A 24,943-nucleotide genomic window follows, 5' to 3' on the forward strand; every position below is an offset into this window, starting at 1 on the left:
TCCTCCGACAGGTCAACCGGGCTTCTGCATGACCGGGGAACGCGTTCCGGTCCTGTGCAAGCCCGGTTGACCTGTTGAAGGCGGTGAGGCGCGACGTCACCAGCCGCTGAGGGAGCCGAGAGGAGCCAGCGCACGCGCCGCGTCGCGCAGCGCGCCGACGTGGCGGGCCGCAACGGAGAGGCGCGAGATCGACGTCGACAGCGTGACGGCGCCGACGGGTCGCGCCGCGTCGTCGTGGATCGGCACCGCAAGGCAGCCTCGATCGGAGGTGAGCAGGGCGACCTGCTCGGTGTAGCCGCGGACGGCGTACGCCTCATGGATCGCGCGCACCTCGTCCGCGGGCGGCGCGACGCGCCAGTTCGGCGCCTGCGGCAGCCGGCGGTCCGGGTGCGCGACCAGCCAGAGGTGACCGATCGCCGAGCGCGTCGGGTCAGCGAGGAGGGCGTCGGGGTCCGACAGGGGCCGCGTGGCGTCCTCATCGAGCACCATGAGGCCCGAGCGGTGGAACGCGAACAGATGCACGGCCTCGCCGGTGTCGTCGCGCAGCCGGTCGACGACGGCGGCGTGCTCGGGCCGGGTGCGCGCGCCCACGATCGCGGCGAGCTCCAGCACGCGCGTGCCGAGGAGGAACCCCGAGAAGTCGCCGCGGCGCACGAGGTACTCGTCGCGCACGAGCGAGTTGACGACGCGGTAGACCGTCGCGCGGGGCGCACCGACGGCACGGGCGATCTCGGCCGCCGAGGCGCCGCGATCGTCGCGCGCGACCTGCTCGAGGATCTCCAGGGCCAGGCCCAGGCCCTTCTCCGGCAGGCGGGTGTCACCCGCGAGGCCCGCGCCGCTCACGTTCGCGCCGGCCCGTCGATGCAGTCGGCGTCGGTCGGCCAGTCATGCACGCCGACTCTGGCGGCGACACGCGGATGGCGCGCCATCCGCACCGACCCGGCCACCACGACCGCGGCGAGGATGCCCACGGACCACAGCAGACCCGCCGGGTTGTCGCGCAGCGTCGCGGCGAGGTAGAAGCCCAGTACGCACAGGAGCCCGGCGAGCGGCACGACGCTGAGCAGGACGGCCCGGACGGTGAGCTCGCCGATCCGTGCGAGGAACACCGGAGCCGCCGCACAGACCAGTGCATACGCGAGCACGAACCCGAGGATGGACGCGGGCGAGGTGACGATGCGCATGTCCTGCCGGCTGCCGCCCCACGCGAGGATCGCGACCGGCACCAGCGTGACCGCAGAAGCAAGCAGCACTCCGCCGATCGCCGGCACCCCGCGCCGCGACACACGTCCGAACGCCGCGGGCATCAGCCCCTCGCGGCTCATCGCGAAGACCAAGCGCGTCGCGGCGTTGGTCATCGCGAGCGCGCACGCGAGGAACGAGATCGCCACGATCACGTCGATGAGGGTCGCCATTCCGGTGACGGAGGCGAGGGATGCTGCACCCGGCCGCTCCGCGACGATCGACAGCTGCGCCGCGGTGCCGACGAGCATCACGAGCCCCGTGGCTCCGACGCTCACCATGATCGCGCGCGGGACGGCGGCGAAGGGGCGACGGGTCTCGGGACCGAGCGCGGCGCCGCTCTCGAATCCGACGAAGCCGATCAGGGCGAAGGCGACGCCCGTGATGATCGCCTCGAGCGACACGTCCGGGGCGCGGGGGATGAGCAGACCGATGTCCCAGCGGGTGAGGCTGAGCGCGGCGATGGAGAGCCCGAGCACCGTCACGACGGCGATCGATTCGAGCACGAGCAGAACGCGCGTCGACATGCGCAGCCCACGGGCCACGACGAGGGCGATCACCGCCCCGAACCCGGCGATGAGGGCGATCACGAGCCACGGGGGCGCGTCGCCTCCGCTCAGGATGTTCGCCAGTCGCGTCGACCCGGAGGCGAGCGTGTTCATCGCCACGGCGAGGTAGCCGATGCCCAGCGCCGCACCGGTGATGAGACCGGCGTGCGAGCCGAGCCCCCGCACCGCGAACGTGTAGAGGGAGCCCGTGCTCGCGATGCGTCGCGCGAACATGCCGATCACGAGGCCCACGCCCACCACGAGGGTGATCGTGATCGCGATGTCGAGGAAGGCGAAGGACCCGCTGCGCGCGAAGGCGGCGGCGGGATGGATCAGCAGCACGCCCGCGGGAGCGGTGGCGGCCACGGACTGCGCGACCACGTCGATCGTGTGCGCGTGGCGTCGATGGAGTCCTGCGAACGGAGAGCTGGCTCCGAGATCGTTGCGCGGGCGAGCCCGTTCGATCGCGTCCGCGAGTGCACTGCTCACGCGACCTCCTCACTTCCGGCGCTCGCCGCCGTGCGGCTGGCCGTGACGCTACCGGGTGCGCGTTGCCGGGAAAGACGGGGCATGTTTCGGCCTCGTGACGAGCCGTGGGACCGAAGGACGCCAGGCGCGCGCCCGCGTCTCACCAGGTTTTCGCCTGGCGTTCGCAGCACCGAATCATCGGGAAACGGCGGCGTCCAAGAATCGGCCTCGATGCGGGTGCGAGCCGCGTCATCGCCGTCGAAAGGAACCCTGTGACCGAACAACAGCTCTCCACCGAGGGGGACTCGCCGCCCTCGGACCCGCGGCCCTCGAGGCGGGGCCGCTTCCTCACTCCCCGCACGCTGGGCATCGGCTCGGCGCTCGCCGCGACCGCCGCGGCTGTCGCGCTGGTGTTCGCGACGCAGACCGCGGTTCAGGCGACCTCGTCACCTGAATCGCCGGCGTCCACCCCGATCGCCGCCGACAGCACCGACGAGGACGCCCCCGAGAAGGCGACGGAGGTTCCGAAGCCGACCACCGTCGCCGCCGCATACGACGGCCTCACCGGTGCCGAGGTCGAGTACGTGCGCTTCCTCGGCGCCCAGGACGCCGCCTTCGCCGCGGGCAAGGACCTGTTCGGCGAGCCCGGCCTGCAGTTCCTCTCGACCGACGTCGCCGACCCGCAGGCGTACTCGGACGGGCACCGCCGGCTGCTCTCGCTGTACTACGACTACGCCACCAACGAGCTGGTCAGCATGATCGTCAACGTCACCAACGGCGCGATCGAATCGGTCGACCGTGCGTCGGGCACGCAGCCCGCGCCGACCGACGCCGAGACCTCGTTCGCATGGGAGCTGCTGCTCGACGACGACGCGGCGCAGCCCGTGGTCGACGAGTTCGCCGCCCTCACCGGTGGCTCCGTCCTGACCCCGGCGTCCGCCGAGGTGCTCCTCACCGCCCACTCGTTCGTGACGGACGCTGGATCCTTCGGCGCCGAATCGTGCGGCATCGACCGGTGCGTGCAGGTGCTCGCCCAGGTCGACGGCGGCGCCTTCCTCACCACCAGCACGTACGTCGTCAACCTGTCGACGCGTGCCGTCCTGTCCATCTCATGACCATGGAGACACCCCCGATGAAACGAACCTCCCTCCGCCGGCTTCTCGGCGCGGGCACCGCGATGGCCCTCCTCGCGGGCGGCCTCGTGCTGTCGGCGCCGGCCGCGGCATCTGCGCAGACCGTCACCGAGGCATCCTGCTCCGGCGAATCCCTCGTCTCGGAGACGCTGGAGTCCGGCTCGAGCTGGCAGATGTGCTGGCGCCTCGACACCTACCGCGGCCTCGTCCTCGACAAGATCGCCTACCAGCCGCGCGATGACGCGGCGCCGATCCTCGTGCTCGACTCGATCGCGCTCGCGCAGCTCAACGTGCCGTACGACACCGGCGCCACCGAGTACAACGACGTCACCACCTACCAGGTCGGCGGTCGTCGTCTGCAGGCGATCGAGGCGGTCGACTGCCCGGTCGGCGAGGTCTTCAACGCGTGGGCCGACCCGACCCGCGGCGCGATCCCCGCGCTCTGCATCGGCGAGGAGGACTCGGGTCTCGCGTACCGCTCGAACATCGCCCGCGACGCGCTCTACGCGGCGCAGGGCACCGACCTCGTGCTGCACACGGTGTCCCGCATCGGCTGGTACGAGTACCAGACCGAGTACCGGTTCCACGACGACGGCGAGATCTCGGTGCGCCTCGGAGCGACCGGCGACCTGTCGCCCAACGACTACGTGAACGTCGTCAACCAGGGCTGGCCGATCGCGCCGGGCCAGGAGGACTTCGCCGTCAACCACTACCACTCGGCCTTCTGGCGCGTGGACTTCGGCATCGACTCGGGCGCGAACCAGGTCGTCGAGAAGTTCGCCACCACCCCGACGGGCGAGTACGGCACGACGGGCGACACCGGCCACACCGCGATCCTCGAGACGCAGCTCACCCAGATCACGAACGAGACCAAGACGATGGGCGCGAACCGCGAGGCGTACCGGGTCGTGAACCCGGAGAGCCTCAACGCGGACGGCCACGCCCGCTCGTACGAGATCATCGTGCCGCGCGACCAGGCCTACAACCTCAACCCCGAGACCGACTTCGACATCGCGTTCACGTCGGCGAAGTCGGACGAGGTCCACGCGAGCCACAACCTCATCCCGTCGAAGGCGGGCCAGATGGTCACCGACTACATCGCCGACGGCGAGTCGCTCGAGGACCCGGTGGCGTGGGTGAACGTCGGCTTCCACCACATCAACCGAGACGAGGACCAGAGCCCCATGCCGATCCACTGGCAGGGTTTCACCCTCTACCCGCGCGACTTCGCCGCGCAGAACCCCAACATCCCCGAGGGCCGCAAGTGGGTCAACGGCGACATGCGGGGCGTTCCGAACCCCAACATCACGCCGACGCCGACGGCGTCGCCCACGCCCACCCCGACGACCGAGCCGACGGGTGAGCCCACCCCGACCGCGACGCCGACCACGCCGGGCAACGGCAATGGCAACGGGAACGGCAACGGAAACGGGAACGGGAACGGCAACGGCAACGGGAACGGGAACGGGGCTACGCCGGCCGCCGCGCCCGTGACGTTCGGCTCGGGTGAGGTCGCTCCGGGGGCCGCGCAGACGGCCACAGCCGGCGGCTTCACCCCGGGAGAGACGGTGAGCGCCGTGCTGCACTCCGACCCCGTCGACGTCGGCACGTTCGTCGCCGACAGCGAGGGCGTCGTGAGCGCGCAGTTCGTCGTCCCGTCGGCCACGCCGGCCGGCGAGCACACCCTCGTGCTGACCGGACAGACCTCGTCGGCGGTGGCGCAGGGCACGTTCACGGTGGCGTCCGCGTCGCCCGCGGCGGTGTTCGGCGCTCTCGCCACCACAGGAACCGACGCGAACCGCTGGGCGCTCTCGGGGCTCGTGCTCCTGGTCGCCGGGGCGGGCCTCGCCGGCACCTCGTGGTACCTGCGGCGTCAGCAGAGCCTGAAGGCTCACGCCTGACCCGCTCCCGCGGGGCGGCGCCCGGCGCCGTCCCGCGGGACCCTCCCTCGGCGCACCTCGCCGGGGACGAGGCATCCGACAGAAAGGGACCACTGTTGCGCAACCGCATCGCCGCACTCGGCGTCGTGCTGGCCCTGTCGACCGTGATCGTCGGCGGTGCCGCGGTCGCGCTCGCGCTGACGACGCCGAAGGACTCGGCTCCGCAGGCGGCAGCGTCAGGTGCGATGACGGATGCCGCCACCGCCGCCTACCCGACGCTCGAGGACCACTGCTACATCGAGGGCATGATCCCGCACCACGAGCAGGCGCTCGAACTGAGCGGCCTGGTGCTCGAGGCCGCTGGCGTGCGCGAGCGCACACGCGCGCTCGCCGAGTTCATCGTCGCGGACCAGACCGCCGAGATCGACACGATGCGCGCGTGGCAGACCGCGTGGCGCGGCGCCATCCCCGCCGAGGGTGCGGCCGTCGGCCACCAGGGTCACGGCGGTGCCCCGGCCGCCGCCGGTGCGATCCCGACCGGCTGCGGCGACCACGCACACTCGGAGATGAAGGGCATGGCGACCGCCGAGCAGCTGGCCGCGCTGGCCGCGGCCGACGGGGCCGCCGCCGACCGGATGTTCCTCGAGCTGATGATCGCGCACCACGAGGGCGCGCTCGAGATGGCCGAGAGCGCCGTCCGCGAGGGGTCGAACGCGTTCGTCCGGAACTCCGGCAAGCATGTGCTCGTCGAACAAGAACGCGAGATCGCCGCGATGACGGCGCTGCTCGCCGAGGCGCCGTGATCTCGGTCGCTCAACAGGTCATCAGGGCTTCGACAGGCGATTCGCGCCGGGTCGGATCCTGCGAGACCGCGGTTGACCTGTCGAAGCGTGGCGGCGGCGCGCGGGGCGGCCGCAGGCGGGGCATGCTCGTGGCCATCGGAGCGGTTGCGGCTCCCGTCGTCTCCGCGCTCGTGGTCGCCGCCGCCTTCGGCGTCGCAACGGTGCGCCACGACTCGATGAGCCCGACCCTGCACAGCGGCGCCACCGTCGTGTTCGATCGCTGGAGCGCGCCAGCCCGCGGCGATGTCGTCCTCCTCGTCGACCGCGAGGGCTGGTCGGGCACGCCCGACACGCTCATCGTGAAGCGGATCGTCGGCGTCGGCGGAGACATCGTGGTCTGCTGCGAAGCGGGCAGCGGTCGGCTGCTCGTCAACGACCATCCGCTTGACGAGCCGTACGCCGGCGAGGTGCGTCCGGGTGGCGCCATCCCGTTCCGCGTCACCGTGCCCGAGGGGTCCGTCTGGGTCATGGGCGACAACCGCGCCGGCTCGGCGGACTCGCGCCTCTCGGTGTCCGAGCCCGGCCAGGGCGCCGTGCCGCTCGGCGACCTCCGGGGGACGGTGCGTCTCTGGTGGGGTGCCTGATCCCTTCACCTTTCGGACGACGGTGAAACGTGGGGCGCAGCATCCGTCATCCAAAGTCGAACCGGCTGCGAGGCGGGTGCTCGGCCCTCGAGAGCCGAGCGAGGCATAGCCTGGAGGCATGGCGACGAAGCCCCCGACAGCCGACATCGACGAGACCCGCGTGCACGTGTCGCGACCCAAGAAGGTCGCGGTGGGCGTGCCGGCGGTGCTGCACGCGCTCGGGATCGCGAACGAGCAGATGGGGGTCGCGCGCTCGGTGCAGACGCTGATGCGCGTCAACCAGAAGGACGGCTTCGACTGCCCCGGCTGCGCGTGGCCCGAGGAGGACAAGCGCCACATCGCGGAGTTCTGCGAGAACGGCGCGAAGGCGGTCGCCGAGGAGGCGACGCTGCGCCGCGTGGGTCCGGAGTTCTTCGCGGCGCACTCGCTCGACGAGCTGCGCGCCCACGACGACTGGTGGCTCGGGCAGCAGGGGCGCCTGACGCACCCGATGGTGCTCGAGGACGGCGCGACGCACTACCGCCCGATCTCGTGGGACGACGCGCTCGCCCTCGTCGCCGACGAGCTCAAGGCCCTCGACGACCCCGACGAGGCGGTCTTCTACACGTCCGGCCGCACCTCGAACGAGGCGGCGTTCCTCTACCAGCTGCTCGTGCGCGGCCTCGGCACCAACAACCTGCCCGACTGCTCGAACATGTGCCACGAGTCGTCGGGCTCGGCGCTCACCGAGACGATCGGCATCGGCAAGGGCACCGTCTCGATCGAGGACGTCCACGAGGCCGACCTGCTCATCGTCGCCGGCCAGAACCCGGGCACCAACCATCCCCGCATGCTGTCGGCCCTCGAGAAGGCCAAGCAGCGCGGCGCGACGATCATCGCCGTCAACCCGCTGCCCGAGGCCGGGCTGATGCGGTTCGAGAACCCGCAGACGGTGCGCGGCGTCGCGTTCGGTGGCACGAAGCTCGCCGACGAGTTCGTGCAGATCCGGCTGGGCGGCGACCAGGCGCTGTTCCAGGCCATCGGCAAGCACCTCCTCGAGGCCGAGGCCGCCGAGGGCGGGGTTCTCGACCACGCCTTCATCGCGGAGCACACGAGCGGTTTCGACGCCTACCGTCAGGCGATGACGGATGCTGCGTGGCGCGACCTCGTCGTCGCCACGGGGCTGCCCGAGAACGCGCTGCGACGGGTCGGCGAGGCCGTGCGCACGTCGAAGGCCACGATCGTCTGCTGGGCGATGGGTCTGACCCAGCACAAGCACTCCGTGCCGACGCTGCGCGAGGTCGTCAACGTGCTGCTGCTGCAGGGCAACATCGGACGCCCGGGCGCCGGCGTGTGCCCTGTCCGCGGGCACTCGAACGTGCAGGGCGACCGCACCGTGGGCATCTATGAGAAGCCGTCGACGGCGTTCCTCGACGCGCTCGACGCCGAGTTCGGGTTCGCCGCGCCGCGCGAGCACGGCTTCGACACGGTGCAGGCGATCCGGGCGATGCGCGACGGGCAGGTGCGGTTCTTCATGAGCATGGGCGGCAACTTCGTCTCGGCCACGCCCGACACCGCCGTCGTCGAGGCGGGGATGACGAGGGTGGGGCTCACCGTGCACGTGTCGACGAAGCTCAACCGATCGCACGTGGTCACCGGCCGCCGCGCCCTCATCCTCCCGACGCTCGGGCGCACCGACCGCGACCGCCGCGGCGGACGCGAGCAGCGGGTCACGGTGGAGGACTCGATGGGCGCTGTCCACTCCTCGCGCGGGCGACTCGCCCCGCCCTCGGAGGAGCTGCTCAGCGAGGTGGCGATCGTCGCACGGCTGAGCGCGCTGGTCTTCGGCACCGCGGAAGCCTCGGCAACGCCGTCACGAGCGGAGGAGATGTCGCGAGCGGAGGACGGCTTCGCAGCATCCGCTCCTCCGATCCCCACATCCCCTCCGCTCGTCACCACCGAGCGGGGCAGTGGCAGGCCGCAGTCCGACCACGGGCTTCCCGAGCACGGCGCCGCGGAGGCCGAGCGTCCGGATCCGGCCGGGGTGCAGCATCCGTCCAACGTCCCGCAGGCGGACTGGGCGGCGCTCGAGGCCGACTATGCGCTCATCCGCGCGCACATCGAGCGGGTCGTGCCGGGCTTCGACGACTACGAGGAGCGCATCGACAAGGGGCGCACGCTGCACCTGCCGAACGGCCCGCGCGACGCGCGCCGTTTCGCGACCGTCGACGGCAAGGCGCGGTTCACGGTGAACCGGCTGGAGTATCCGGTGATCCCGCGCGGTCGGGTCCTGCTGCAGACCCTCCGCTCGCACGACCAGTACAACACCACGATCTACGGCAAGGACGACCGGTACCGCGGCATCCACGGGGGTCGTCGCGTGGTGCTCGTGAACGCGAAGGACATCGTGTCGCTCGGCTTCGCTGAGAACGACGTCGTCGACCTCGTCTCGGAGTGGACGCGCCCCGACGGCACGATCGAGGAGCGCCGCGCCGAGGAGTTCCGCATCGTCGCCTACCGCACGCCGCGGGGGAACGCCGCCGCGTACTATCCCGAGACGAACGTGCTCGTGCCCCTCGACTCGGTCGCCGACGTCTCGGGCACACCCACGTCGAAGTCGGTGATCGTGCGGCTCGAGCGCCGCGCGTGATCTGCGCGCCCGCGCCTAGGCTGGACGCATGACCCGAGCCGCTGTCGTCACCGTGTCGGACCGCTCGGCCGCGGGTTCGCGGACGGACGCGAGCGGACCGCTCGCCGTCGCCGCGCTCCGTGAGGCCGGCTTCGACTGCGCAGATGCCGTCGTCGTCCCCGACGGCGCCGACAGCGTCGAGCGTGCTCTCACCGCGGAGGTCGTCGCGGGCGTCAAGCTCATCGTCACGACCGGCGGGACGGGGGTCTCGCCGCGCGATCAGACGCCCGAGGGCACGGCGCGCGTGGTGACCCGTCAGATCCCCGGCATCTCCGAGGAGCTGCGTCGTCGCGGTGCCGCCGAGAAGCCCGTGGGCATGCTCACGCGCGGGATGGCCGGCGTCGTCGACCCCCACGGGGTGCTCGTGGTGAACCTTCCGGGATCGCCCGGGGGCGTGGCATCCGGCATGCCCGTCGTCGTCTCGGTCGCCCGCCACGTGCTCGACCAGCTCGGCGGGAGCGACCACTGATGGCCGTGTCGACCGATGCCGTCCGGGTCGCGGCGATCAGCGCCGAGCCGCTCGACCTCGACGCCCACCTGCGCGCCGTCGACGACGCGCACATGGGCGCCGTCACGACGTTCGTGGGGCGCGTGCGCGATCACGATCCGGATGCCGCCACCGCCGTCGTCGCCCTCGAATACTCCGCTCACCCCGACGCCGCGGTGACGCTCTCCCGGCTGGCGGCGGCCGCCATCGGCTCGACCGGCGCCCTCGTCGCGGTGTCGCACCGGGTCGGAACCCTCCAGGTCGGCGATGCCGCCGTCGTGATCGCGGTCGCCTCGGCGCACCGGGCGGAGGCCTTCGAGGTCTGCCGCACGCTCATCGAGACGATCAAGACCGACCTCCCGGTGTGGAAGCGTCAGGTCGAGTCCGACGGCACCGCGACCTGGCTCGGCCTCGGCGGCTGATCGCGCACGCCGGCGCCGCCCGCGTTCATCCTCGGATCCGCAGCAGCGGATGCGGGCGTCGACACGCCGGTGCGCGGCAGGCGGTGTCGGCGTGTCGCGTGCTCGGTCCGCAGGCGCGGATCCGCAGCAGCGGATGCGGGCGTCGGCACCCCGGCACCGCTCGCGCCCATCGTCGGATCCGCAGCAGCGGATGCGGGGGCCGACACGCCGGTGCGCGGCAGGCGGTGTCGGCGTGTCGCGTGCTCGGTCCGCAGGCGCGGATCCGATTGTGTGTTCGAGGGTGCGAAGGGTGCGTGGGCCGGAGGGTTGCTGGGGCGGAGCGGCTCGTCAGCCGCCGGCGAAGGGCGGCAGCACGTCGACGAGCTCGTCGGCGCTGAGAGGGGTGTCGTCGTCGACGCGCGAACCGCCGACGAGCACGGCGCAGCGGGGGAGGATCCCGCCGAGGCCCGGGTGGGCCGCCGAAACCGCCTCGCGCAGCTCGCCCAGCGTGGTCTCGGAGCGGCGCTCGGAGTCGAGGCCGGTCGCCTCCTGGGCGGCGGCGAAGTAGCGGACGACGGCCACTAGACCTCCCACTCGTTCGCCATCGCGGTGATCGCGGCTACCGCGGCCGCCGTGTCTTCGGGCGAGCCGCCCGCGCGACCGGCGACGAGTCCGGCGGCGAACGCGCTGAACGGGGCCGCCGGGCGTGCGACCCCGAGCGCGACGTCGCGTGCCAGATCGAGGATCAGCGCCACGGGAAGCTCTTCCGGCGCGAGGTCGAACCGCTCGCGCAGCGCGTCGGCCCACGCGTCGAGGGCCTCGGGCGGAAGGGTGCGGGACTGCTCGCTCATGACGGCTCCTCCGATGCGTGCTCGGCCCTCCTTCGGGCCTCCTCCAGATCCTCCCACGTGTCGACGTCGCGGGTCAGGTCGTCGGGCGCTGCGACGACCGTGATCGCGAGATCGTCGAGCAGCGCGCGGACGGGGGCGTCACGACCGGCATCGGGAAGAACGGATGCCGCGGCCCGCAGCGCGCTCGTGCGATAGGCGCCGATCAGCCACTGCGGCCGGCTCGACGCGTCGGCCAGGCAGAGGCCGTCGCTCTCGGCGGGGAGGAGCAGGATGTCGTCAACCAGCCGCCGCACCGCGGCGCCGACGCCGGGGAGGTCGCATGCGAGCAGGAGCGTCCACGTCGGGTCGTCCTCCTCCCGCCAGGAGGCGAGTGCCGCGACCACGGCCGCCGCCGGTCCGGTGAACGGCGGGTCCTCGCGCACCCAGGTGACGGGCAGCGTCTCGTCGAGGACAGGCGCCACCACCGTGAGCGGCCGGGCTGCCGCATCCGCCGCTGCTGCCACCGCTGCCGCCAACAGGGTGCGTCCGCCCACATCGAACAGCGGCTTCGCCGCACCGTCGACGCGAGACGCGCGGCCGCCGGCGAGCAGGATCGCGCCAAGGCCGCCGAGAGTCGAGGTCATGCCTCGCCCGGGCGGTGCCAGTCGCCGCTCTTGCCGCCGGTCTTCGTCACGATGCGCACGTTCTCGATCGAGGTGCCCTTGTCGAGGCCCTTCACCATGTCGACGACCGCCAGCGCGGCGACCGAGACCGCGGTGAGCGCCTCCATCTCGACGCCGGTGCGGTCGGCGGTGCGTACCGTCGCCTCGATGCTCACCCCGTGGTCGACGATCGCGAGGTCGACCGTGGCGCCGTGCACGCCGATGACGTGCGCGAGGGGCAGGAGCTCGGGGGTGCGCTTTGCGGCCTGGATCCCCGAGATGCGGGCGACGGCGAGCACGTCGCCCTTCGGCACCGAACCGTCACGCAGCGCGGCGACGACGTCGGGAGCGCACCGGACGAACCCGCGCGCGGTGGCGGAGCGCACCGTCGGCTGCTTGAGGGTCACGTCCACCATGCGGGCGTGTCCCGCCTCGTCGAGGTGCGTGAACGTCGGCTGCTCGGTGCTCATGAGATCAGCATGACATCGACGAGGTCGCCCGCCGCGACGGCGTCCACCTCCGCCGGCACGACGGCGTACGCCTCGGCGCGGCCGAGTCCGCCGGCGAGGTGTGATCCGCCGGTGGTCGCGGGGATCACGCGCCATGCGCTGGGGTCGGTGCGGTCGATGATGACGGGAAGGTACTGCCGCCGCCCGGGCGGCGTGCGCCAATCGGTGGCCGCGGGCAGCGTGAGAACGCGGTGTTCCCGCACGAGCCGACCCTGCATGAGCAGCAGGGTGGGCCGCACGAAGACCTCGAACGACACGGCGGCGCTGACCGGGTTTCCGGGCAGACCGAACAGCAGCGCGCCCGAGGGCAGGCGGCCGAAGCCCTGGGGCTTGCCGGGCTGCATCGCGACTTTCGAGAACGTCATCGTGCGCGCGAGCGTCGTCTTCACGACCTCGTAGGCGCCCGCGCTCACACCGCCCGAGAAGACGACGACGTCGGCAGGGTGCGCTGACCGCGGATCGGTCACCTCCGACAGCACCGCGTCGAGGTCGCCCGGCTCGTCGGGAACGCTGGCGCGCCGCACGACCTCGGCGCCCGCGTCGGTGGCGAGGGCGGCGAGCAGCAGGCTGTTCGACTCGGGGATCTGCCCGCGGCGCAGCGGCGCCCCGGGCTCGACCAGCTCGCTGCCGGTCGAGATGACCGCCACACGAGGTCGCCGCGAGACGGCCACCTCCGCGACGCCGCACGCCGCGACTGCCGCGACCTGCAGCGCGCCGAGCACGACGCCCGCGGGGAGCACCTCGTCGCCGGTACGCGCGTCTTCTCCTGCACGGCGCACGTGCGCGCCGACCGCGCGCGGCGCGCGCAGCACCGAGATCGACCCCAGTGAGTCGGCGAGTCCGCCGGCCGTGTCCTCGAAGGGCACGATCGCATCGGCGTCGGACGGGACGGGCGATCCCGTCATGATGCGGGCGGCCTCACCGGATGTGAGCGGGGGATCGGCGGCGGTCCCGGCAGGCAGGTCGGCGACGACCTGGAGGCTGACCGGGGCGTCGGGGGCGGCATCCATGACATCCGCGAAGCGCACGGCGAAGCCGTCCATGGCGGAGTTGTCGAACACGGGGATGTCGACGGCCGCCCGCACCGGCTCGCTGAGCGTGCGGCCGTGGGCGTCCGCGAGAAGGATGCGCTCAGCGGGCAGCGGCCGGGCGGCGGCCAGCACGTCGGCGAGCTGCTCCTCGACGGCGCGGAGCCCGCTCACGCGCGCACCGCGCTGATGTCACGGCTGTACGCGTCGATGCCTCCGGCGAGGACGGATGCCTCGACCCCGGCGTCACGCAGAGCCGCCGCTGCGCGCTGCGCGCGCATGCCCACCTGGCAGACGACGACCACGGCCGGCGCCCCGACCCGCGACGGGTCGGCGAGCACGTCGCCGAGGGGCAGCAGCATCGAACCCGGGATGACGCCCCGCTCGGTCTCGAAGGGCTCGCGCACGTCGAGCAGCACGGTGCCGGCGCGTTGGGCGGCCAGCGCCTCCGCAGGGGAGAGCTGCGGGATGGCGGGGCGCGGTGCCGCATCGCCGTGGCTCGATGCCGGTGCCGTGGGTGCAGCCGCAGTGCCCCTCGACGCCGGTCGCAGCGGCACCTCGTCGGTGCGACCACGGAGCGCGTCGATCACGAGCACCCGGCCCAGGAGCGGCTCGCCGACCCCGGTGATCAGCTTCACGGTCTCGGTCGCGAGGATCGACCCCACCTGCAGGCACAGGGAGCCGAGCACGCCGACCTGCGCGCACGACGGGGCTTCGCGCCCGGCGTCCGGCGGGTACAGATCCGCGAGTCCGACCGGTCGCTCACCCTCGGGCGGGGCCGACCAGAAGACGGTGACCTGCGCGTGGAACTCCTGCACGACACCCCACACGAGCGGCACGCCCAGCTGCTCGCAGGCCGCGGCGACAGCCTCGCGGGTCTCGAACGTGTCGGTGCCGTCGACCACGATGTGCGCGTTCGACAGGAGCTGCGCGGCGTTGTCGGGCGTGAGCAGCGCCCGCACCGGACGCACCACGGTGGTGGGTGAGAGGTCTGCGGCGATGCGCACCGCGGAGTCGACCTTCGGCGCCCCCACATCGCTCACCCGATGCATGACCTGGCGCTGGAGATTGGATGCCTCGACCCGGTCGTCGTCGATGACGGTGATGGTGCCGACCCCCGCGGCCGCGAGGGCGAGCACGACGGGGGAGCCGAGACCGCCGGCCCCGACGACCGCGACGTGTGCCGCGGCGAGCCGGCGCTGGGCGATCTCGCCGAAGCCGGCCAGCACACGGTGACGGGCGGTGCGCGTGCGTTCGGCGTCGGTCAGCTCGGCGACCGGCTCGACGAGCGGGGGAAATGCCATGTCCTCAGGCTAGCCGCGCCCGTCGCCCGAAGGCCGGTCGTCCGGCAGCTCCGATCTGTCCTTCGCCGGTCGCCCGGCCCGCCGGCGGGGCGCAGCTCAGCGGTGTTCGCAGGCGTCGAGCATCTCGAGCGACCAGTCGTCGACGATGCCGAGTCTCGCCGCGAACGCCGGGTTGACCTGCGCTGTGCCGGTGTACCAGAGCCCGAAGCCGACCTGACGGACGGCGATGTAGTCGTCGACGCGCGAGAGGTCGACCGAGCGGCGCGTCTCGTACCCCGTGCGCAGCGCCTCGACGTACGCGGGGTAGTCGTCCTCGAGGCGGTACTCCCACAGCGCGACCGCCAGTTCGTACAGCCGCGGCCCGGTGCCGCAGTCGTCGAAGTCGATCAGCTTGACCCGGTCACCCTCGAAGAGCACATTGCCGAGGTGGAGGTCGGCGTGGATGAGGCCGACGTCGTCGCCGGCCGCGAAGACGTCGGCCATGCGGTCGGCGACGGCTTCGAACCGGACGCGGACGGGCGTCGGCAGCAGCCGCCAGCACTCCGCCGCGGGGATGCCGCCGTAGATCATGCCGTCGCCGAAGAAGGTCTCGTGGTCCCACCGGATCCGCACGAAGTCCTCCGGCGGAGTCCAGGCGTCCGCGTGGTCGTGCAGCGCCGCCATCGCGGCACCCAGCCGCCCCAGATGCACCGGGCGCGCGGACTCCTCGTAGATGCGGCCGTCCATCCAGCGCAGCACCGAGCAGACCCGCGTCTCTCCCGCCGCGGTGGCGATGACGGTGACCGCCCCGTCGTTCGCTGAGAGCGCCTCCGGCACCTCCAGGGTCGTTTGGTCACGGATGCTGCGCAGCCACGCGATCTCGGAGGCGATGGCACTCGCCGAATCAACGCCATCGCCGTGGCGCTGGGGTCGATGCACCCGGACGAGGTGGCGGCCTGCCGTGCTGTCGTGCCGGAACGTCGTGTTCTCGCCATGCGTGACGAAGGTCAGCCGCCCTTCGGGCAGCGGGTACCCGCGAAGCGCCGCCAGCGCGACCTGCCGCATCGCGGCGATCTGCTGGCGGCGGGAGAGCATGACACCTACTGTGCTCCGCGACGGTTTCGCCGGCAAGCACGTCATGGGGCGACGCGCGGGGCCGCGCGACGTCATGTTCCGTCGCGGGGGACGGGAGCGCGGCCTAGCCTGCGTTCATGGGTGACGTGGTGGGTGTCGTGTCGCGGACGGGCCGGGCGGTCACGCGGGTCGACCAGCGAGAGCCGCCGGTGCTGGAACGAGTCTGGGCCGAGGCCCTCCCGGAACTCTCCCGCCCGGTCGCTCCCGTCCGCACCCCGCAGCCGCGGGTGCTCGTCCTGAACGACGATGTCGCCGGCGAACTCGGCCTCGATCCCGACGACCTGCGAACGCCCGAAGGGGTGCGCTTCCTGACCGGTGAGTCGCTCGGGTCGGGATCCGTCCCCGTGGCTCAGGTGTACGCGGGACATCAGTGGGGCGTCTTCAAGCCGATCCTCGGCGACGGTCGCGCGGCGCTGCTCGGTGAGCGGCGTGACCGCGCGGGACGACTGCGCGATGTGCACGTGAAGGGGATCGGCCCCACGTCGATGTCGCGGGTCGACGGGTTCGCCGTCGTCGGGCCGATGCTTCGCGAGTTCCTCATGACCGAGGCGATGCACGCGCTGCGCGTTCCCACGACGCGGGCGCTCGCCGTGATCGCCACCGGTGCGCCTCGCGACCACGACGCTCGCGTGCTGCCCGGCGCCGTGCTCGCACGCACCGCGGCCAGCCACGTGCGGTTCGGCTCGTTCGAATACGTGCAGGCGCGGGGCGACTCCGAGCTGTTGCGCCGGCTCGCGGATCACGTCATCGCACGCCACCACCCGGCGGCGGCCGACGCCGATCATCCGTATCGAGCGCTGCTCGACGGGATCGTGGACGCGGTCGCCGCCCTCACGGCGGACTGGATGCGCACCGGCTTCGTGCACGGCGTGCTCAGCACCGACAACGTGCTGGTGTCCGCGGAGACCATCGACTACGGACCCTGCGCCTTCCTCGACGCGTACGACCCCGGTGCGTACTTCAGCTCCATCGACGAGTTCGGCCGCTACGCCTACGACAGGCAGCCCTCGATCATGCGATGGAACCTCGAGCGGCTCGGCGACGCCCTGGCGCCGCTGCTTGCCGACGATCCCGTGGCCGGGAATCTCGTCGCCGCGGAGATGGTCGACACGTTCGACGCGCGCTATCGGTCGCACTGGGCCGTGGCGTTCCGGCGGAAGCTCGGCTTCGACGATCGGATCGACGCGCACCTCGCCGCCGAGCTCGCGCAGGCGGCGCTGGACCTGCTCGCCGACCACGAGGTCGACTTCACCGGGTTCTGGCGCGATCTCGCGGCGACTGCCGAGCAGGATCAGCAGCCGCTGCGCGATCGCTTCCTCGGTCGGGTGCCCGCACTGGACGCGTGGCTCGCCCGATGGTCGGCGCTGGCGCCGGATGCCGCCCTCATCCGGGCGACGAACCCGCTGTACATCGCCCGCAACCACATCGTCGAGGAGGCGCTGCAGGCAGCGACGGACGGAGATCTCACGCCCTTCGAGCGGCTGCTCGACCTGCTGCGCGACCCGTACACCGAGCGATCCGGGAGCGCGTACCGCCGCTTCGCGCGGCCCGCACCCGACGGGACACCGCGGCACCGCACCTTCTGCGGCACATGACCTCGGGCTCGACCCTGCCGGGGACTACTCGGCGTCCGGACCGCGGTACTTCTTCGGCAGTCCTGCGACCACCAGTTCGTAGGATCGGTCGATCGCCTCGCGAAGCTCGTCATCGGGAATGCCGCCGCCGGTCCTGAGCCGGTTCCAGCCGGAGCGACCGATATAGGCCGCGACGCTCGCGTCGTCCGGATAGCGCGTCAGCCAGTCGTCGGCCTCGTCGCGGGTCGTCGCCGCCTTGACGACGATCGAGCTGCCATCGCCGAGGAAGACGAAGATCTTGCCGCGTTCGCCCGGACCCACCTTGAAGACCGGGTCGTCCTCCCAGGGCACGTCCTCCCACGCTCCCCACTTCACTGCGCAGTACGCGCGGATCTCCTCGGGCGTCACGCCCTCAGTATCCTCGCTCGCCGGACACTATGGGGAGGCTGGACTCGGGTGTACGTTGCGGTTGTGGACGGATCGTCCGCCGGATCAGACTCCGACCCGGAGCCGCTCGGGCTCGCGCGTGGACATTCACGGCCGTCAGCAGTCGACCGCGAACTGGCCGACCTGCGCGCGCGTGCGTACGGCCCCGACGCCGACATCGAGGGCGACCCTGCGGCCTTGGCGAGGTTGTGGGAACTCGAAGCGGTGCACCTCGCCGAGGTGAGCGTCGCCCCCGTCGCCCCCGGAATCGCCGCGCCAGCCGGCCCCTCGCGGGCGACCACTGCGCCGGGCGCCGGTGCGACCACGCCCGCTGCGGACCCCTCACAGTCGCCGTGGCTGCGCGTCACCGCCACACGGAGCCTCCTCCCGTTGATCGCGGAGTCGGTCGTAGTCATCGCGATCCTCGCCTACGCCACGACCTGGCTGCTCGCGCCCCACCCGGATGCGACGCTGCAGCTTGCCGAGACCGAGCAGAGCGTGAGCGAGACCGGGCCGAGCGCTCTCGTTCTCGAGGTGCTCGACAACATCGGCGCCAGCGTGGAGCCGGACACGCTCCGTCAGTTCGAGCCCTATCGCGGCATCAACGTGTTCTCCGTCGAACACGGTGTTCTGCCGGGGACCTGCGTCGTCGTCTCGGACCCTCACAGCGGCAGATTCGACTATCACTGCGTCCCGCACGGGGTCGAGCCGATTCTCCACGAGTGGGTCGGTGAGCGCTTCGCCGAATGGCTCGCGGAGGGGAGCGTCATCAGTTTCCACCTCCACGAGAGCACAATCGATGTCTACCTCCATCCTCCACCCGCCGAGGGCTGACTCCGCATGTGCGGCGATGCCGAAAAGATATGCACGCATCTGCGGTGCTAGCGTGAGGGCGTGAGCAGCTACAAGATCGCCGAAGCGGCGCGCCTTCTCGGCGTGAGCGACGACACCGTCAGGCGGTGGGTCGACGCGGGGACGCTGCCGACGACCGGGGCATCGCCGATCGAGATCCCCGGCGACGCCCTCGCGGCGCACGCGGTGGGGCTGGCCGCGACGCCGAAGGACCCGGCCGACGTGCTCTCCAGTGCCCGCAACCGGTTCGTCGGGCTCGTCACGCGTGTGCAGATCGACGGCGTCATGGCGCAGGTCGACATCCAGTCCGGACCGCATCGCGTGGTCTCGCTCATGTCGTCCGAGGCGGTGCGCGAGCTGGAGCTCGAGCCCGGCTCCCTCGCCGTCGCCGTGGTCAAGGCCACGAACGTCATCGTCGAAACCCCGAAAGGCTGACATGCCGCGCTCCGCGCTTCGGCGCACCGCCGTCGTCCTCGCCTGGCTCGCGCTGGTGCTCACGGGCTGCGCGACCGGCGCCGATCAGGGTCCGGCGGCGACGTCCGCACCGACGACCTCGGCCGAGCCCGAGCTCGCCGGCGACCTCACGGTGTACGCGGCGGCATCGCTGAAGGCCGCGTTCGATGAGCTGGCGACCCAGTTCGAGGCGCAGCATCCGTCCGTCGATGTCCAGCCGATCACGTACGACGGCTCGTCGACGCTCGCGACCCAGATCATCGAGGGTGCTCCGGTCGACGTGTTCGCGTCGGCCGACGAGAAGAACATGCAGAAGGTCGTCGACGAGAAGCTGGCGTCCGGCCCGCAGCTGTTCGCGACCAACACGCTCGTACTGGTGGTGCCTGCCGGCAACCCGGGCGGCGTGGAGAGCCTCGACGACCTCGCGAACGCCGATCTCACCATCGTGCTGTGCGCCGCGGAGGTGCCGTGCGGGGCGGCGGCCGCGACGCTGCTCTCGAACGCGGGCGTCACGGCGAGCGTCGACAGCTACGAGCAGAACGTGACGGCGGTGCTCACCAAGGTCGCCGCCGGTGAGGCGGATGCGGGTCTTGTCTACGTGACGGATGCGGCGACCACCGCTGATGTCGACGCGATCGAGGTCGACGGCGCCGACGACATCGTGAACCGCTACCCGATCGTGGCTCTCTCCGCCGCGGCGGACCCCGAGGTCGCTGACGCGTTCGTCGCGTTCGTGCGGGGAGGCAAGGGCCAGGAGGTGCTCGGGGCCCTCGGATTCGGGGCCCCGTGACCACCACCGAAGCGGCGCACGCGTCCGCACGCGAGGAGCGCGCGGGGTTCGTGCCGCGTGTGCTCGCCGTACCCGCGGTGATCGGGCTCGCACTGCTCATCCTGCCGCTGGGCGCGCTCGTGCTGCGGGTCGAGTGGGGGACGCTCTGGAGCGACGTCACCTCGCCCGAGGCGCTGTCGGCCCTGGGACTCTCGCTCGCGACCGGCGCGGCGGCCACGGTGGTGTGCGTCGTGCTGGGGGTGCCGCTCGCGCTCCTCATCGCCCGGAGCACGGTGCGCACGGCAGCCGTATTGCGGGCCCTGGTGACGGTGCCGCTCGTGCTGCCGCCCATGGTCGGCGGTGTGGCGATGCTGTTCCTGTTCGGCCGGACGAGCTGGCTCGGCGGGATCCTCGCGGAGTGGGGCATCCGCATCCCGTTCACGACGACCGCCGTCGTGATGGCTCAGACCTTCGTCGCGCTGCCCTTCCTCGTGCTCGCACTCGAAGGAGCATTGCGGTCGACGGGGGTCGGCTTCGAGCAGGCGGCGGCAGGCCTCGGGGCGGGGCGCTGGACGATCCTCGCCCGCGTGACGCTTCCGCTCGCCGCCCCGGGGCTGGTCGCCGGCATCGTGCTGTGCTTCGCGCGTGCGATCGGCGAGTTCGGGGCGACCGCGCTGTTCGCGGGGAACGCCCCCGGCGTGACGCAGACCATGCCGCTCGCGATCTACACCGCCTTCAACGGCGCGGGCGTCTCGCAGGGCACGGCCGTCGCGCTGTCGCTGCTGCTGCTCGTGACCGCCGTCGGCGTGCTGCTCCTCGTGCGCGCTTGGCGAGCAGAGGCGCCGCGATGAGCGCGGTCGTATCGGAGCGAGGGAGGGATGCCGCGCCCGGCGCCGCAGCGGGCCTCGACGCCCGCGTGGTCGTGCGTCGCGGCGGATTCGCCCTCGAGGCCGTTGTGCAGGTGCCGGGCGGATCCGTGGTCGCCCTCATGGGTCCGAGCGGCGCCGGCAAGTCGACGCTGCTCGGGGTGCTCGCGGGGCTGACGGGGTTCGACGAAGGTCACGTGCGTCTCGGCGGTCGCACGCTCGACGAGTCTCCCGCACGCCGCACACCGCCCGCGTCGCGCGGTGTGGTGCTGCTCGGGCAGGATCCGCGCCTGTTCCCGCACCTCAGCGCGCGCGACAACGTCGCGTTCGGGCTGCGCGTGCACGGCGCGACCAAAGCCGCCGCCGCGGACGGAGCCGTCGACTGGCTCCGGCGCGTCGGCCTCGAGGATCTCGGCGGGCGCCGTCCCGCGCAGCTGTCGGGGGGCCAGCAGCAGCGCGTCGCGCTCGCGCGTGCACTCGCGACGGCGCCCGCCGCGATCCTCCTCGACGAGCCGCTGACGTCGCTCGACACCGAGACCGCCGGCGACGTGCGCGCCCTCCTGCATCAGCAGCTCGCCGCGACCGGTACCACGGCGGTCGTCGCGACCCACGACGCGGTCGACGCGGTGGCGCTTGCGAGCCGCCTCGTCGTGCTCGAGGACGGCCGCGTCACGCAGTCCGGTCCCGTCCGCGAGGTGCTCGCGTCGCCGGCGACGCGGTTCGCCGCGGCGGTGGCGGGGCTGAACCGGGTGGTCGGAACGGTGGATGCTGCGGCCTGGCGTGCGGGGAACCTCGTGCTGCCGCTACCCGCGGGGGCGCAGCATCCTTCGCTCGCGGCCGTCTTCCGGCCGAGCGACGTGCGGGTCGTCGACGGGGCGCCGAGCGGTGCGGCGGAGTGGACCGCGCACATCGTGCGGCTCGAGCAGACGCCCGCGGGCGTGCGGGTGCGCACCGCCGATCCCGACGTCGCGGTGGACGTCACCGCCGACCGCGCGGCGGGGCTCGCGCCCGGGGATCCGATCACTCTGCGGGTGGACCCGGCCGACGTGCGATTCGTGGTCGAGGCCTGAGCCGTAGACTCGGCCGGTGATGCGAATCCGTCCCTTCCGGCCGGGTGACGAGCCCGCCCTCGCCGAGATCTGCCTCAAGACCGCGGACGCCGGCGCCGACGCCACCGGCCTGCTCGACGACGACGATCTCTGGGCCGAGATCTTCGTGCTCCCGTACGCGGCGCGTCACCCCGAGTTCGCGTTCGTCGTCGAGACGGACGACGAGCGCGTCGTGGGCTACGTCGTCGGCGCGCCGGACTCCGCCGCCTTCGAGGACTGGTTCCAGACCGAGTGGTGGCCGCGGTTCGCCGAGCGGTGGCCGAAGCCGCAGGGGGACCCCCTGCCGGCGAGCGTCTCCCGGCAGGACGGCATCGTCCGCTACGCGTACGCGCGCCGCGGCGGCGCGCAGCCGTTCGGCGACGCGTATCCTGCGCACCTGCACATCGATCTGCTGCCCGAGACCCAGGGGCAGGGGCTCGGCCGCCGCCTCATCGAGACGCTCGAGGCGGCTCTCCGCGACGCAGGCGTGCGTGGCCTCCACCTCGTCGCGTCGTCCGACAACACGGGTGCCATCGCGTTCTATCCGCGCGTCGGCTTCGACCCGCTGCCGTCGCCGGAGGGCACGCAGGTCTTCGCGACGCGTCTCTGACCTACGCCCTCGGCACCCCGCCGTCAAGCCATTGGGGAGGCCGGAGGGCTCCCGTAGTCTGCGGACGTGGACGATGTCTCGGCGCCGACCGGCCGTGAGCCGGAACTGATCGCTGTGCCGCGTGCGGACGGCTCCGCGCCGCGCGCGCTCGTGCTCGGGGCCACCGGCTACATCGGCGGGCGCCTGGTGCCGCGGCTGCTGAACGCCGGGTACGAGGTCCGCGTGCTGGCGCGCGACCCTGCCCGCGCCGCGGCCTTCCCCTGGGGCGACCGCGTCGAGATCGTTCGCGGAGACGCCACCGACGCGGCATCCGTCGGTGAAGCGGTTCGCGACGTCGACGTGCTGTACTACCTCGTCCACTCGATGTCGGGCGGCACGAAGTTCGCCGACGCCGATCGTCGCGCTGCCCAGACGGTCGCGCAGGCGGCGACCGAGGGGACGGTGGGCCGGATCGTGTATCTCGGCGGGCTGCACCCCGACGACGTCACGCTGTCGCCGCACCTGCGGTCGCGCGTCGAAGTCGGCGAGACGTTCCTCTCGAGTGGGGCGCCGACGATCGTGCTGCAGGCGGGCGTCGTGATCGGGTCGGGATCGGCGTCGTTCGAGATGGTGCGCCACTTGACCGAGGTGCTGCCGTACATGCCGGCGCCGAAGTGGGTGCGCAACCGCATCCAGCCGATCGCCGTGCGCGACGTGCTGCACTACCTGCTGGGCGCTGCGCGTCTGCCCGCCGACGTGAACCGGGCAGTCGACATCGGCGGGCCGGATGTGCTGCGGTACGGCCAGATGATGAACGGCTACGCGGTCGAGGCGGGGCTGCGGCAACGGCCCATCGCGGCGCTCCCGGTGCTGACGCCACGGCTGGCCTCGCACTGGGTGAACCTCGTGACCCCGATTCCGCGCTCGATCGCGCGACCGCTCGTCGAGTCGCTGCAGAACGAGTGCATCGTCAAGGACCACGCGGTCGACGCCCTGATCCCGCCACCCGAAGGCGGACTCACGCCCTACCGGACGGCGGTGCGGCTGGCGCTCGGCCGGGTCGAGGCCGACGCGATCGAGACCAGCTGGCAGGACGCCGAGGTGCTGGGCGCGCCGAGCGACCCGCTGCCGAACGACCCCGACTGGGCGGGACGCGTCGCATTCACCGATGTGCGCACCGCGCACACTCCCGCATCGCCCGCTGCGCTGTGGGCCGTGATCGAGGGGATCGGCGGCGAGAACGGCTGGTACTCGTCGCCCCTGCTGTGGGCGATCCGCGGATGGATGGACCGCCTCGTCGGCGGCATCGGACTCGCGCGCGGACGACGCAGCAAGGGGCGGCTCGCCGTCGGCGACGCCCTCGACTTCTGGCGCGTGGAGGCTCTCGACCCGGGACGGATGCTGCGCCTGCGCGCCGAGATGAAGGTGCCGGGGCTCGCCTGGCTCGAACTGAAGGCGTCGCCCGACGGCGATCGCGGCGGCTCACGCTACGATCAGCGCGCCGTGTTCTTCCCGCGCGGACTGGCGGGGCGCCTCTACTGGCTCGCGGTGGTGCCGTTCCACGGGTTCATCTTCGCCGGGATGGCGCGGCGCATCACCGCGACGGCGGAGGCCGCGGCCGAGTCCGCCCAGCCATGACCGCGTCGGTTCAGCCGGCGAGGAGCGGTTCGCCCGACACCAACCTCTCCAGCACCGAACCCGTCGGCACGTCGTCGTACTTGTAACTGAGCTTCTGCACGATCGAAGCTCCGGCGACGAAACGGAGGGGATCGGGATCCCACGGCTGCATCATCCCGAGCTGCAGAAGGTGGCTCGCGGCGCTCGACAGCGTGGACGCAGCATCCCACTGGCCGTGGAACTCGGGGACGAGGTCGAGGAGCACCTCGAAGATGCGGTGGTACAGGAAGTAGTCGGGGATCCCGCCGTCGTGCTCCCACCATGCCTCGAGCGCGAGCCGCTGCAGCCGGATCAGCGGCGTCGCGGGCACGGCGGCGATGAACCAATTGCCGATCTGCCGGTGCGTCCAGCGTGGGTAGAGCGCGCCCGCGGTGAGGAGAGGAGCCACCGCCTCAGGCAGGGGCGCCGGCGCCCAGCACGTCGCGTCCACCCAGATGCCGCCGAGCCGGTCGAGCACGCTGATGCGGACGAAGTCGGAGAAGTGCGCGGGGTGGTCCTTCTCGAGGGCGTCGGCGACGGGGTCGGGGATGTCCACGAGCTCCCGCGCGGAGCGGCCGTCCAGGACCGTCAGCGGCGTCGGCAGGTCGGCGTGCAGCCGCGTCATCTCGCCGACGCATGCCTGAACCAGGGGCGGGGCGGTCTGGAGGGGGGTGTTCCAGAACGTGTAGAGGTTGAGCGCGGACGGGTCGACGCGCTCGCCGTCCCTCTCGGCGATGAGGCGGCCGTCCCGGCGCGTGCCGGGCTGCTCGGGGAGTCCCGCGGCCACGCGCAGCTCGGGCAGGCGCGGACGCAGGAAGTCGGTGAACGTGCGGTAGGCCGCGATCGCGGCGACGGGGTCGACCGCGTCACGGAACCTGTCGGCACGCCGCAACTGCGCCTCGAGCCCCTGCAGCGGGTTCGGGATGCCGTCGCTCACGATGCGAGCCTATGCGCTGGTGCCGGCCGGAACC

26 protein-coding genes are annotated in these 24,943 nt (G+C 72.4%); 15 read left to right on the plus strand and 11 right to left on the minus strand.

Annotated elements, in window-relative coordinates; all coding sequences use genetic code 11:
- Positions 1 to 96: 96 nt before the first annotated feature.
- Together Q9R33_RS04065 and Q9R33_RS04070 are read right to left on the minus strand one after the other, a co-directional pair.
- On the minus strand, positions 97 to 843 hold the full coding sequence (locus tag Q9R33_RS04065; RefSeq protein WP_310245147.1) for a helix-turn-helix domain-containing protein: 747 nt from the start codon (positions 841 to 843) through the stop codon (positions 97 to 99).
- Positions 840 to 2,279, minus strand: coding sequence for an APC family permease (locus tag Q9R33_RS04070; protein WP_311292948.1), 1,440 nt, complete (start codon positions 2,277 to 2,279; stop codon positions 840 to 842). The genes Q9R33_RS04065 and Q9R33_RS04070 overlap by 4 nt, the downstream gene beginning before the upstream one ends.
- A 251-nt stretch (positions 2,280 to 2,530) precedes the next feature.
- Between Q9R33_RS04070 and Q9R33_RS04075 the strand changes: the two genes are divergently transcribed.
- The 7 genes from Q9R33_RS04075 (at position 2,531) to Q9R33_RS04105 (ending at position 10,274) form a co-directional block, all read left to right on the plus strand.
- The gene (locus Q9R33_RS04075) at positions 2,531 to 3,373 is read left to right on the plus strand and encodes a hypothetical protein (RefSeq protein WP_056369161.1); all 843 of its coding nucleotides are present in this window, start codon (positions 2,531 to 2,533) and stop codon (positions 3,371 to 3,373) included.
- 17 nt (positions 3,374 to 3,390) lie between these two features.
- Positions 3,391 to 5,292, plus strand: coding sequence for a hypothetical protein (locus Q9R33_RS04080; protein WP_311292949.1), 1,902 nt, complete (start codon positions 3,391 to 3,393; stop codon positions 5,290 to 5,292).
- A gap of 95 nt (positions 5,293 to 5,387) precedes the next feature.
- Positions 5,388 to 6,074, plus strand: coding sequence for a DUF305 domain-containing protein (locus tag Q9R33_RS04085; protein ID WP_311292950.1), 687 nt, complete (start codon positions 5,388 to 5,390; stop codon positions 6,072 to 6,074).
- Between the two features lie 122 nt (positions 6,075 to 6,196).
- The gene (lepB, locus tag Q9R33_RS04090) at positions 6,197 to 6,697 is read left to right on the plus strand and encodes a signal peptidase I (RefSeq protein WP_056369167.1); all 501 of its coding nucleotides are present in this window, start codon (positions 6,197 to 6,199) and stop codon (positions 6,695 to 6,697) included.
- A gap of 118 nt (positions 6,698 to 6,815) precedes the next feature.
- Positions 6,816 to 9,326, plus strand: coding sequence for an FdhF/YdeP family oxidoreductase (locus Q9R33_RS04095; protein ID WP_311292951.1), 2,511 nt, complete (start codon positions 6,816 to 6,818; stop codon positions 9,324 to 9,326).
- 28 nt (positions 9,327 to 9,354) lie between these two features.
- Positions 9,355 to 9,834, plus strand: coding sequence for a MogA/MoaB family molybdenum cofactor biosynthesis protein (locus tag Q9R33_RS04100; protein ID WP_311292952.1), 480 nt, complete (start codon positions 9,355 to 9,357; stop codon positions 9,832 to 9,834).
- Positions 9,834 to 10,274, plus strand: coding sequence for a molybdenum cofactor biosynthesis protein MoaE (locus tag Q9R33_RS04105; RefSeq protein ID WP_311292953.1), 441 nt, complete (start codon positions 9,834 to 9,836; stop codon positions 10,272 to 10,274). The genes Q9R33_RS04100 and Q9R33_RS04105 overlap by 1 nt, the downstream gene beginning before the upstream one ends.
- Before the next feature lie 327 nt (positions 10,275 to 10,601).
- On the opposite strand, the gene Q9R33_RS04110 is transcribed toward Q9R33_RS04105, so the two are convergent.
- The 7 genes from Q9R33_RS04110 to Q9R33_RS04140 form a co-directional block, all read right to left on the minus strand.
- Positions 10,602 to 10,835 (minus strand): MoaD/ThiS family protein, encoded by a 234-nt coding sequence (locus Q9R33_RS04110; protein WP_310245158.1) that lies wholly within the window; start codon positions 10,833 to 10,835, stop codon positions 10,602 to 10,604.
- Positions 10,835 to 11,104 carry a DUF6457 domain-containing protein gene (locus Q9R33_RS04115; protein WP_056369179.1) on the minus strand — a complete coding sequence of 90 codons (270 nt, stop codon included), beginning with the start codon at positions 11,102 to 11,104 and terminating at the stop codon, positions 10,835 to 10,837. The genes Q9R33_RS04110 and Q9R33_RS04115 overlap by 1 nt, the downstream gene beginning before the upstream one ends.
- The gene (locus tag Q9R33_RS04120; RefSeq protein ID WP_310245159.1) at positions 11,101 to 11,727 is read right to left on the minus strand and encodes an NTP transferase domain-containing protein; all 627 of its coding nucleotides are present in this window, start codon (positions 11,725 to 11,727) and stop codon (positions 11,101 to 11,103) included. The genes Q9R33_RS04115 and Q9R33_RS04120 overlap by 4 nt, the downstream gene beginning before the upstream one ends.
- Positions 11,724 to 12,215: a cyclic pyranopterin monophosphate synthase MoaC gene (gene moaC, locus Q9R33_RS04125; protein WP_310245160.1), complete on the minus strand. Its 492-nt coding sequence runs from the start codon at positions 12,213 to 12,215 to the stop codon at positions 11,724 to 11,726. The genes Q9R33_RS04120 and moaC overlap by 4 nt, the downstream gene beginning before the upstream one ends.
- Positions 12,212 to 13,456: a gephyrin-like molybdotransferase Glp gene (gene glp / locus Q9R33_RS04130; RefSeq protein WP_311292954.1), complete on the minus strand. Its 1,245-nt coding sequence runs from the start codon at positions 13,454 to 13,456 to the stop codon at positions 12,212 to 12,214. Before glp ends, moaC begins: the two co-directional genes overlap by 4 nt.
- Positions 13,453 to 14,586 (minus strand): ThiF family adenylyltransferase, encoded by a 1,134-nt coding sequence (locus Q9R33_RS04135; RefSeq protein ID WP_311292955.1) that lies wholly within the window; start codon positions 14,584 to 14,586, stop codon positions 13,453 to 13,455. The genes glp and Q9R33_RS04135 overlap by 4 nt, the downstream gene beginning before the upstream one ends.
- A 96-nt stretch (positions 14,587 to 14,682) precedes the next feature.
- Positions 14,683 to 15,660 (minus strand): phosphotransferase, encoded by a 978-nt coding sequence (locus Q9R33_RS04140; RefSeq protein WP_311292956.1) that lies wholly within the window; start codon positions 15,658 to 15,660, stop codon positions 14,683 to 14,685.
- A 116-nt stretch (positions 15,661 to 15,776) separates the two neighbouring features.
- Here Q9R33_RS04140 and Q9R33_RS04145 point away from each other — a divergent pair, with 116 nt between their 5' ends.
- Complete coding sequence (locus Q9R33_RS04145) at positions 15,777 to 17,294, plus strand: protein adenylyltransferase SelO family protein (protein ID WP_311292957.1); 1,518 nt, start codon at positions 15,777 to 15,779, stop codon at positions 17,292 to 17,294.
- A 24-nt stretch (positions 17,295 to 17,318) separates the two neighbouring features.
- On the opposite strand, the gene Q9R33_RS04150 is transcribed toward Q9R33_RS04145, so the two are convergent.
- Positions 17,319 to 17,681, minus strand: coding sequence for an MmcQ/YjbR family DNA-binding protein (locus Q9R33_RS04150; protein WP_311292958.1), 363 nt, complete (start codon positions 17,679 to 17,681; stop codon positions 17,319 to 17,321).
- A gap of 63 nt (positions 17,682 to 17,744) precedes the next feature.
- Between Q9R33_RS04150 and Q9R33_RS04155 the strand changes: the two genes are divergently transcribed.
- The 7 genes from Q9R33_RS04155 (at position 17,745) to Q9R33_RS04185 (ending at position 23,954) form a co-directional block, all read left to right on the plus strand.
- Positions 17,745 to 18,533 (plus strand): hypothetical protein, encoded by a 789-nt coding sequence (locus Q9R33_RS04155; protein WP_311292959.1) that lies wholly within the window; start codon positions 17,745 to 17,747, stop codon positions 18,531 to 18,533.
- Between the two features lie 60 nt (positions 18,534 to 18,593).
- On the plus strand, positions 18,594 to 18,986 hold the full coding sequence (locus tag Q9R33_RS04160; protein ID WP_310245170.1) for a TOBE domain-containing protein: 393 nt from the start codon (positions 18,594 to 18,596) through the stop codon (positions 18,984 to 18,986).
- 1 nt (position 18,987) lies between these two features.
- Positions 18,988 to 19,794 carry a molybdate ABC transporter substrate-binding protein gene (gene modA, locus Q9R33_RS04165; RefSeq protein ID WP_311292960.1) on the plus strand — a complete coding sequence of 269 codons (807 nt, stop codon included), beginning with the start codon at positions 18,988 to 18,990 and terminating at the stop codon, positions 19,792 to 19,794.
- Complete coding sequence (locus Q9R33_RS04170) at positions 19,791 to 20,624, plus strand: ABC transporter permease (RefSeq protein WP_311292961.1); 834 nt, start codon at positions 19,791 to 19,793, stop codon at positions 20,622 to 20,624. The genes modA and Q9R33_RS04170 overlap by 4 nt, the downstream gene beginning before the upstream one ends.
- Positions 20,621 to 21,709, plus strand: coding sequence for an ABC transporter ATP-binding protein (locus Q9R33_RS04175; RefSeq protein WP_311292962.1), 1,089 nt, complete (start codon positions 20,621 to 20,623; stop codon positions 21,707 to 21,709). Before Q9R33_RS04170 ends, Q9R33_RS04175 begins: the two co-directional genes overlap by 4 nt.
- Before the next feature lie 16 nt (positions 21,710 to 21,725).
- Complete coding sequence (locus tag Q9R33_RS04180) at positions 21,726 to 22,337, plus strand: GNAT family N-acetyltransferase (RefSeq protein WP_311292963.1); 612 nt, start codon at positions 21,726 to 21,728, stop codon at positions 22,335 to 22,337.
- A gap of 66 nt (positions 22,338 to 22,403) precedes the next feature.
- Complete coding sequence (locus Q9R33_RS04185; protein WP_056369200.1) at positions 22,404 to 23,954, plus strand: SDR family oxidoreductase; 1,551 nt, start codon at positions 22,404 to 22,406, stop codon at positions 23,952 to 23,954.
- A gap of 10 nt (positions 23,955 to 23,964) precedes the next feature.
- On the opposite strand, the gene Q9R33_RS04190 is transcribed toward Q9R33_RS04185, so the two are convergent.
- On the minus strand, positions 23,965 to 24,909 hold the full coding sequence (locus Q9R33_RS04190; RefSeq protein ID WP_311292964.1) for a capsular polysaccharide synthesis protein: 945 nt from the start codon (positions 24,907 to 24,909) through the stop codon (positions 23,965 to 23,967).
- Between the last annotated feature and the right edge of the window lie 34 nt (positions 24,910 to 24,943).

It is taken from the genome of Microbacterium sp. PRC9 (assembly GCF_031844125.1).
GTDB lineage: Bacteria > Actinomycetota > Actinomycetes > Actinomycetales > Microbacteriaceae > Microbacterium.

Bases quoted from the DNA above. Each gene is read 5' to 3' on its own strand.
- Q9R33_RS04080 (WP_311292949.1), top strand. From the start codon at position 3,391: ATGAAACGAACCTCCCTCCGCCGGCTTCTCGGCGCGGGCACCGCGATG.
- lepB (WP_056369167.1), top strand. From the start codon at position 6,197: ATGCTCGTGGCCATCGGAGCGGTTGCGGCTCCCGTCGTCTCCGCGCTC.
- Q9R33_RS04095 (WP_311292951.1), top strand. From the start codon at position 6,816: ATGGCGACGAAGCCCCCGACAGCCGACATCGACGAGACCCGCGTGCAC.
- Q9R33_RS04100 (WP_311292952.1), top strand. From the start codon at position 9,355: ATGACCCGAGCCGCTGTCGTCACCGTGTCGGACCGCTCGGCCGCGGGT.
- Q9R33_RS04105 (WP_311292953.1), top strand. From the start codon at position 9,834: ATGGCCGTGTCGACCGATGCCGTCCGGGTCGCGGCGATCAGCGCCGAG.
- Q9R33_RS04115 (WP_056369179.1), bottom strand. From the start codon at position 11,104: ATGAGCGAGCAGTCCCGCACCCTTCCGCCCGAGGCCCTCGACGCGTGG.
- Q9R33_RS04120 (WP_310245159.1), bottom strand. From the start codon at position 11,727: ATGACCTCGACTCTCGGCGGCCTTGGCGCGATCCTGCTCGCCGGCGGC.
- moaC (WP_310245160.1), bottom strand. From the start codon at position 12,215: ATGAGCACCGAGCAGCCGACGTTCACGCACCTCGACGAGGCGGGACAC.
- Q9R33_RS04135 (WP_311292955.1), bottom strand. From the start codon at position 14,586: ATGGCATTTCCCCCGCTCGTCGAGCCGGTCGCCGAGCTGACCGACGCC.
- Q9R33_RS04140 (WP_311292956.1), bottom strand. From the start codon at position 15,660: ATGCTCTCCCGCCGCCAGCAGATCGCCGCGATGCGGCAGGTCGCGCTG.
- Q9R33_RS04145 (WP_311292957.1), top strand. From the start codon at position 15,777: ATGGGTGACGTGGTGGGTGTCGTGTCGCGGACGGGCCGGGCGGTCACG.
- modA (WP_311292960.1), top strand. From the start codon at position 18,988: ATGCCGCGCTCCGCGCTTCGGCGCACCGCCGTCGTCCTCGCCTGGCTC.
- Q9R33_RS04175 (WP_311292962.1), top strand. From the start codon at position 20,621: ATGAGCGCGGTCGTATCGGAGCGAGGGAGGGATGCCGCGCCCGGCGCC.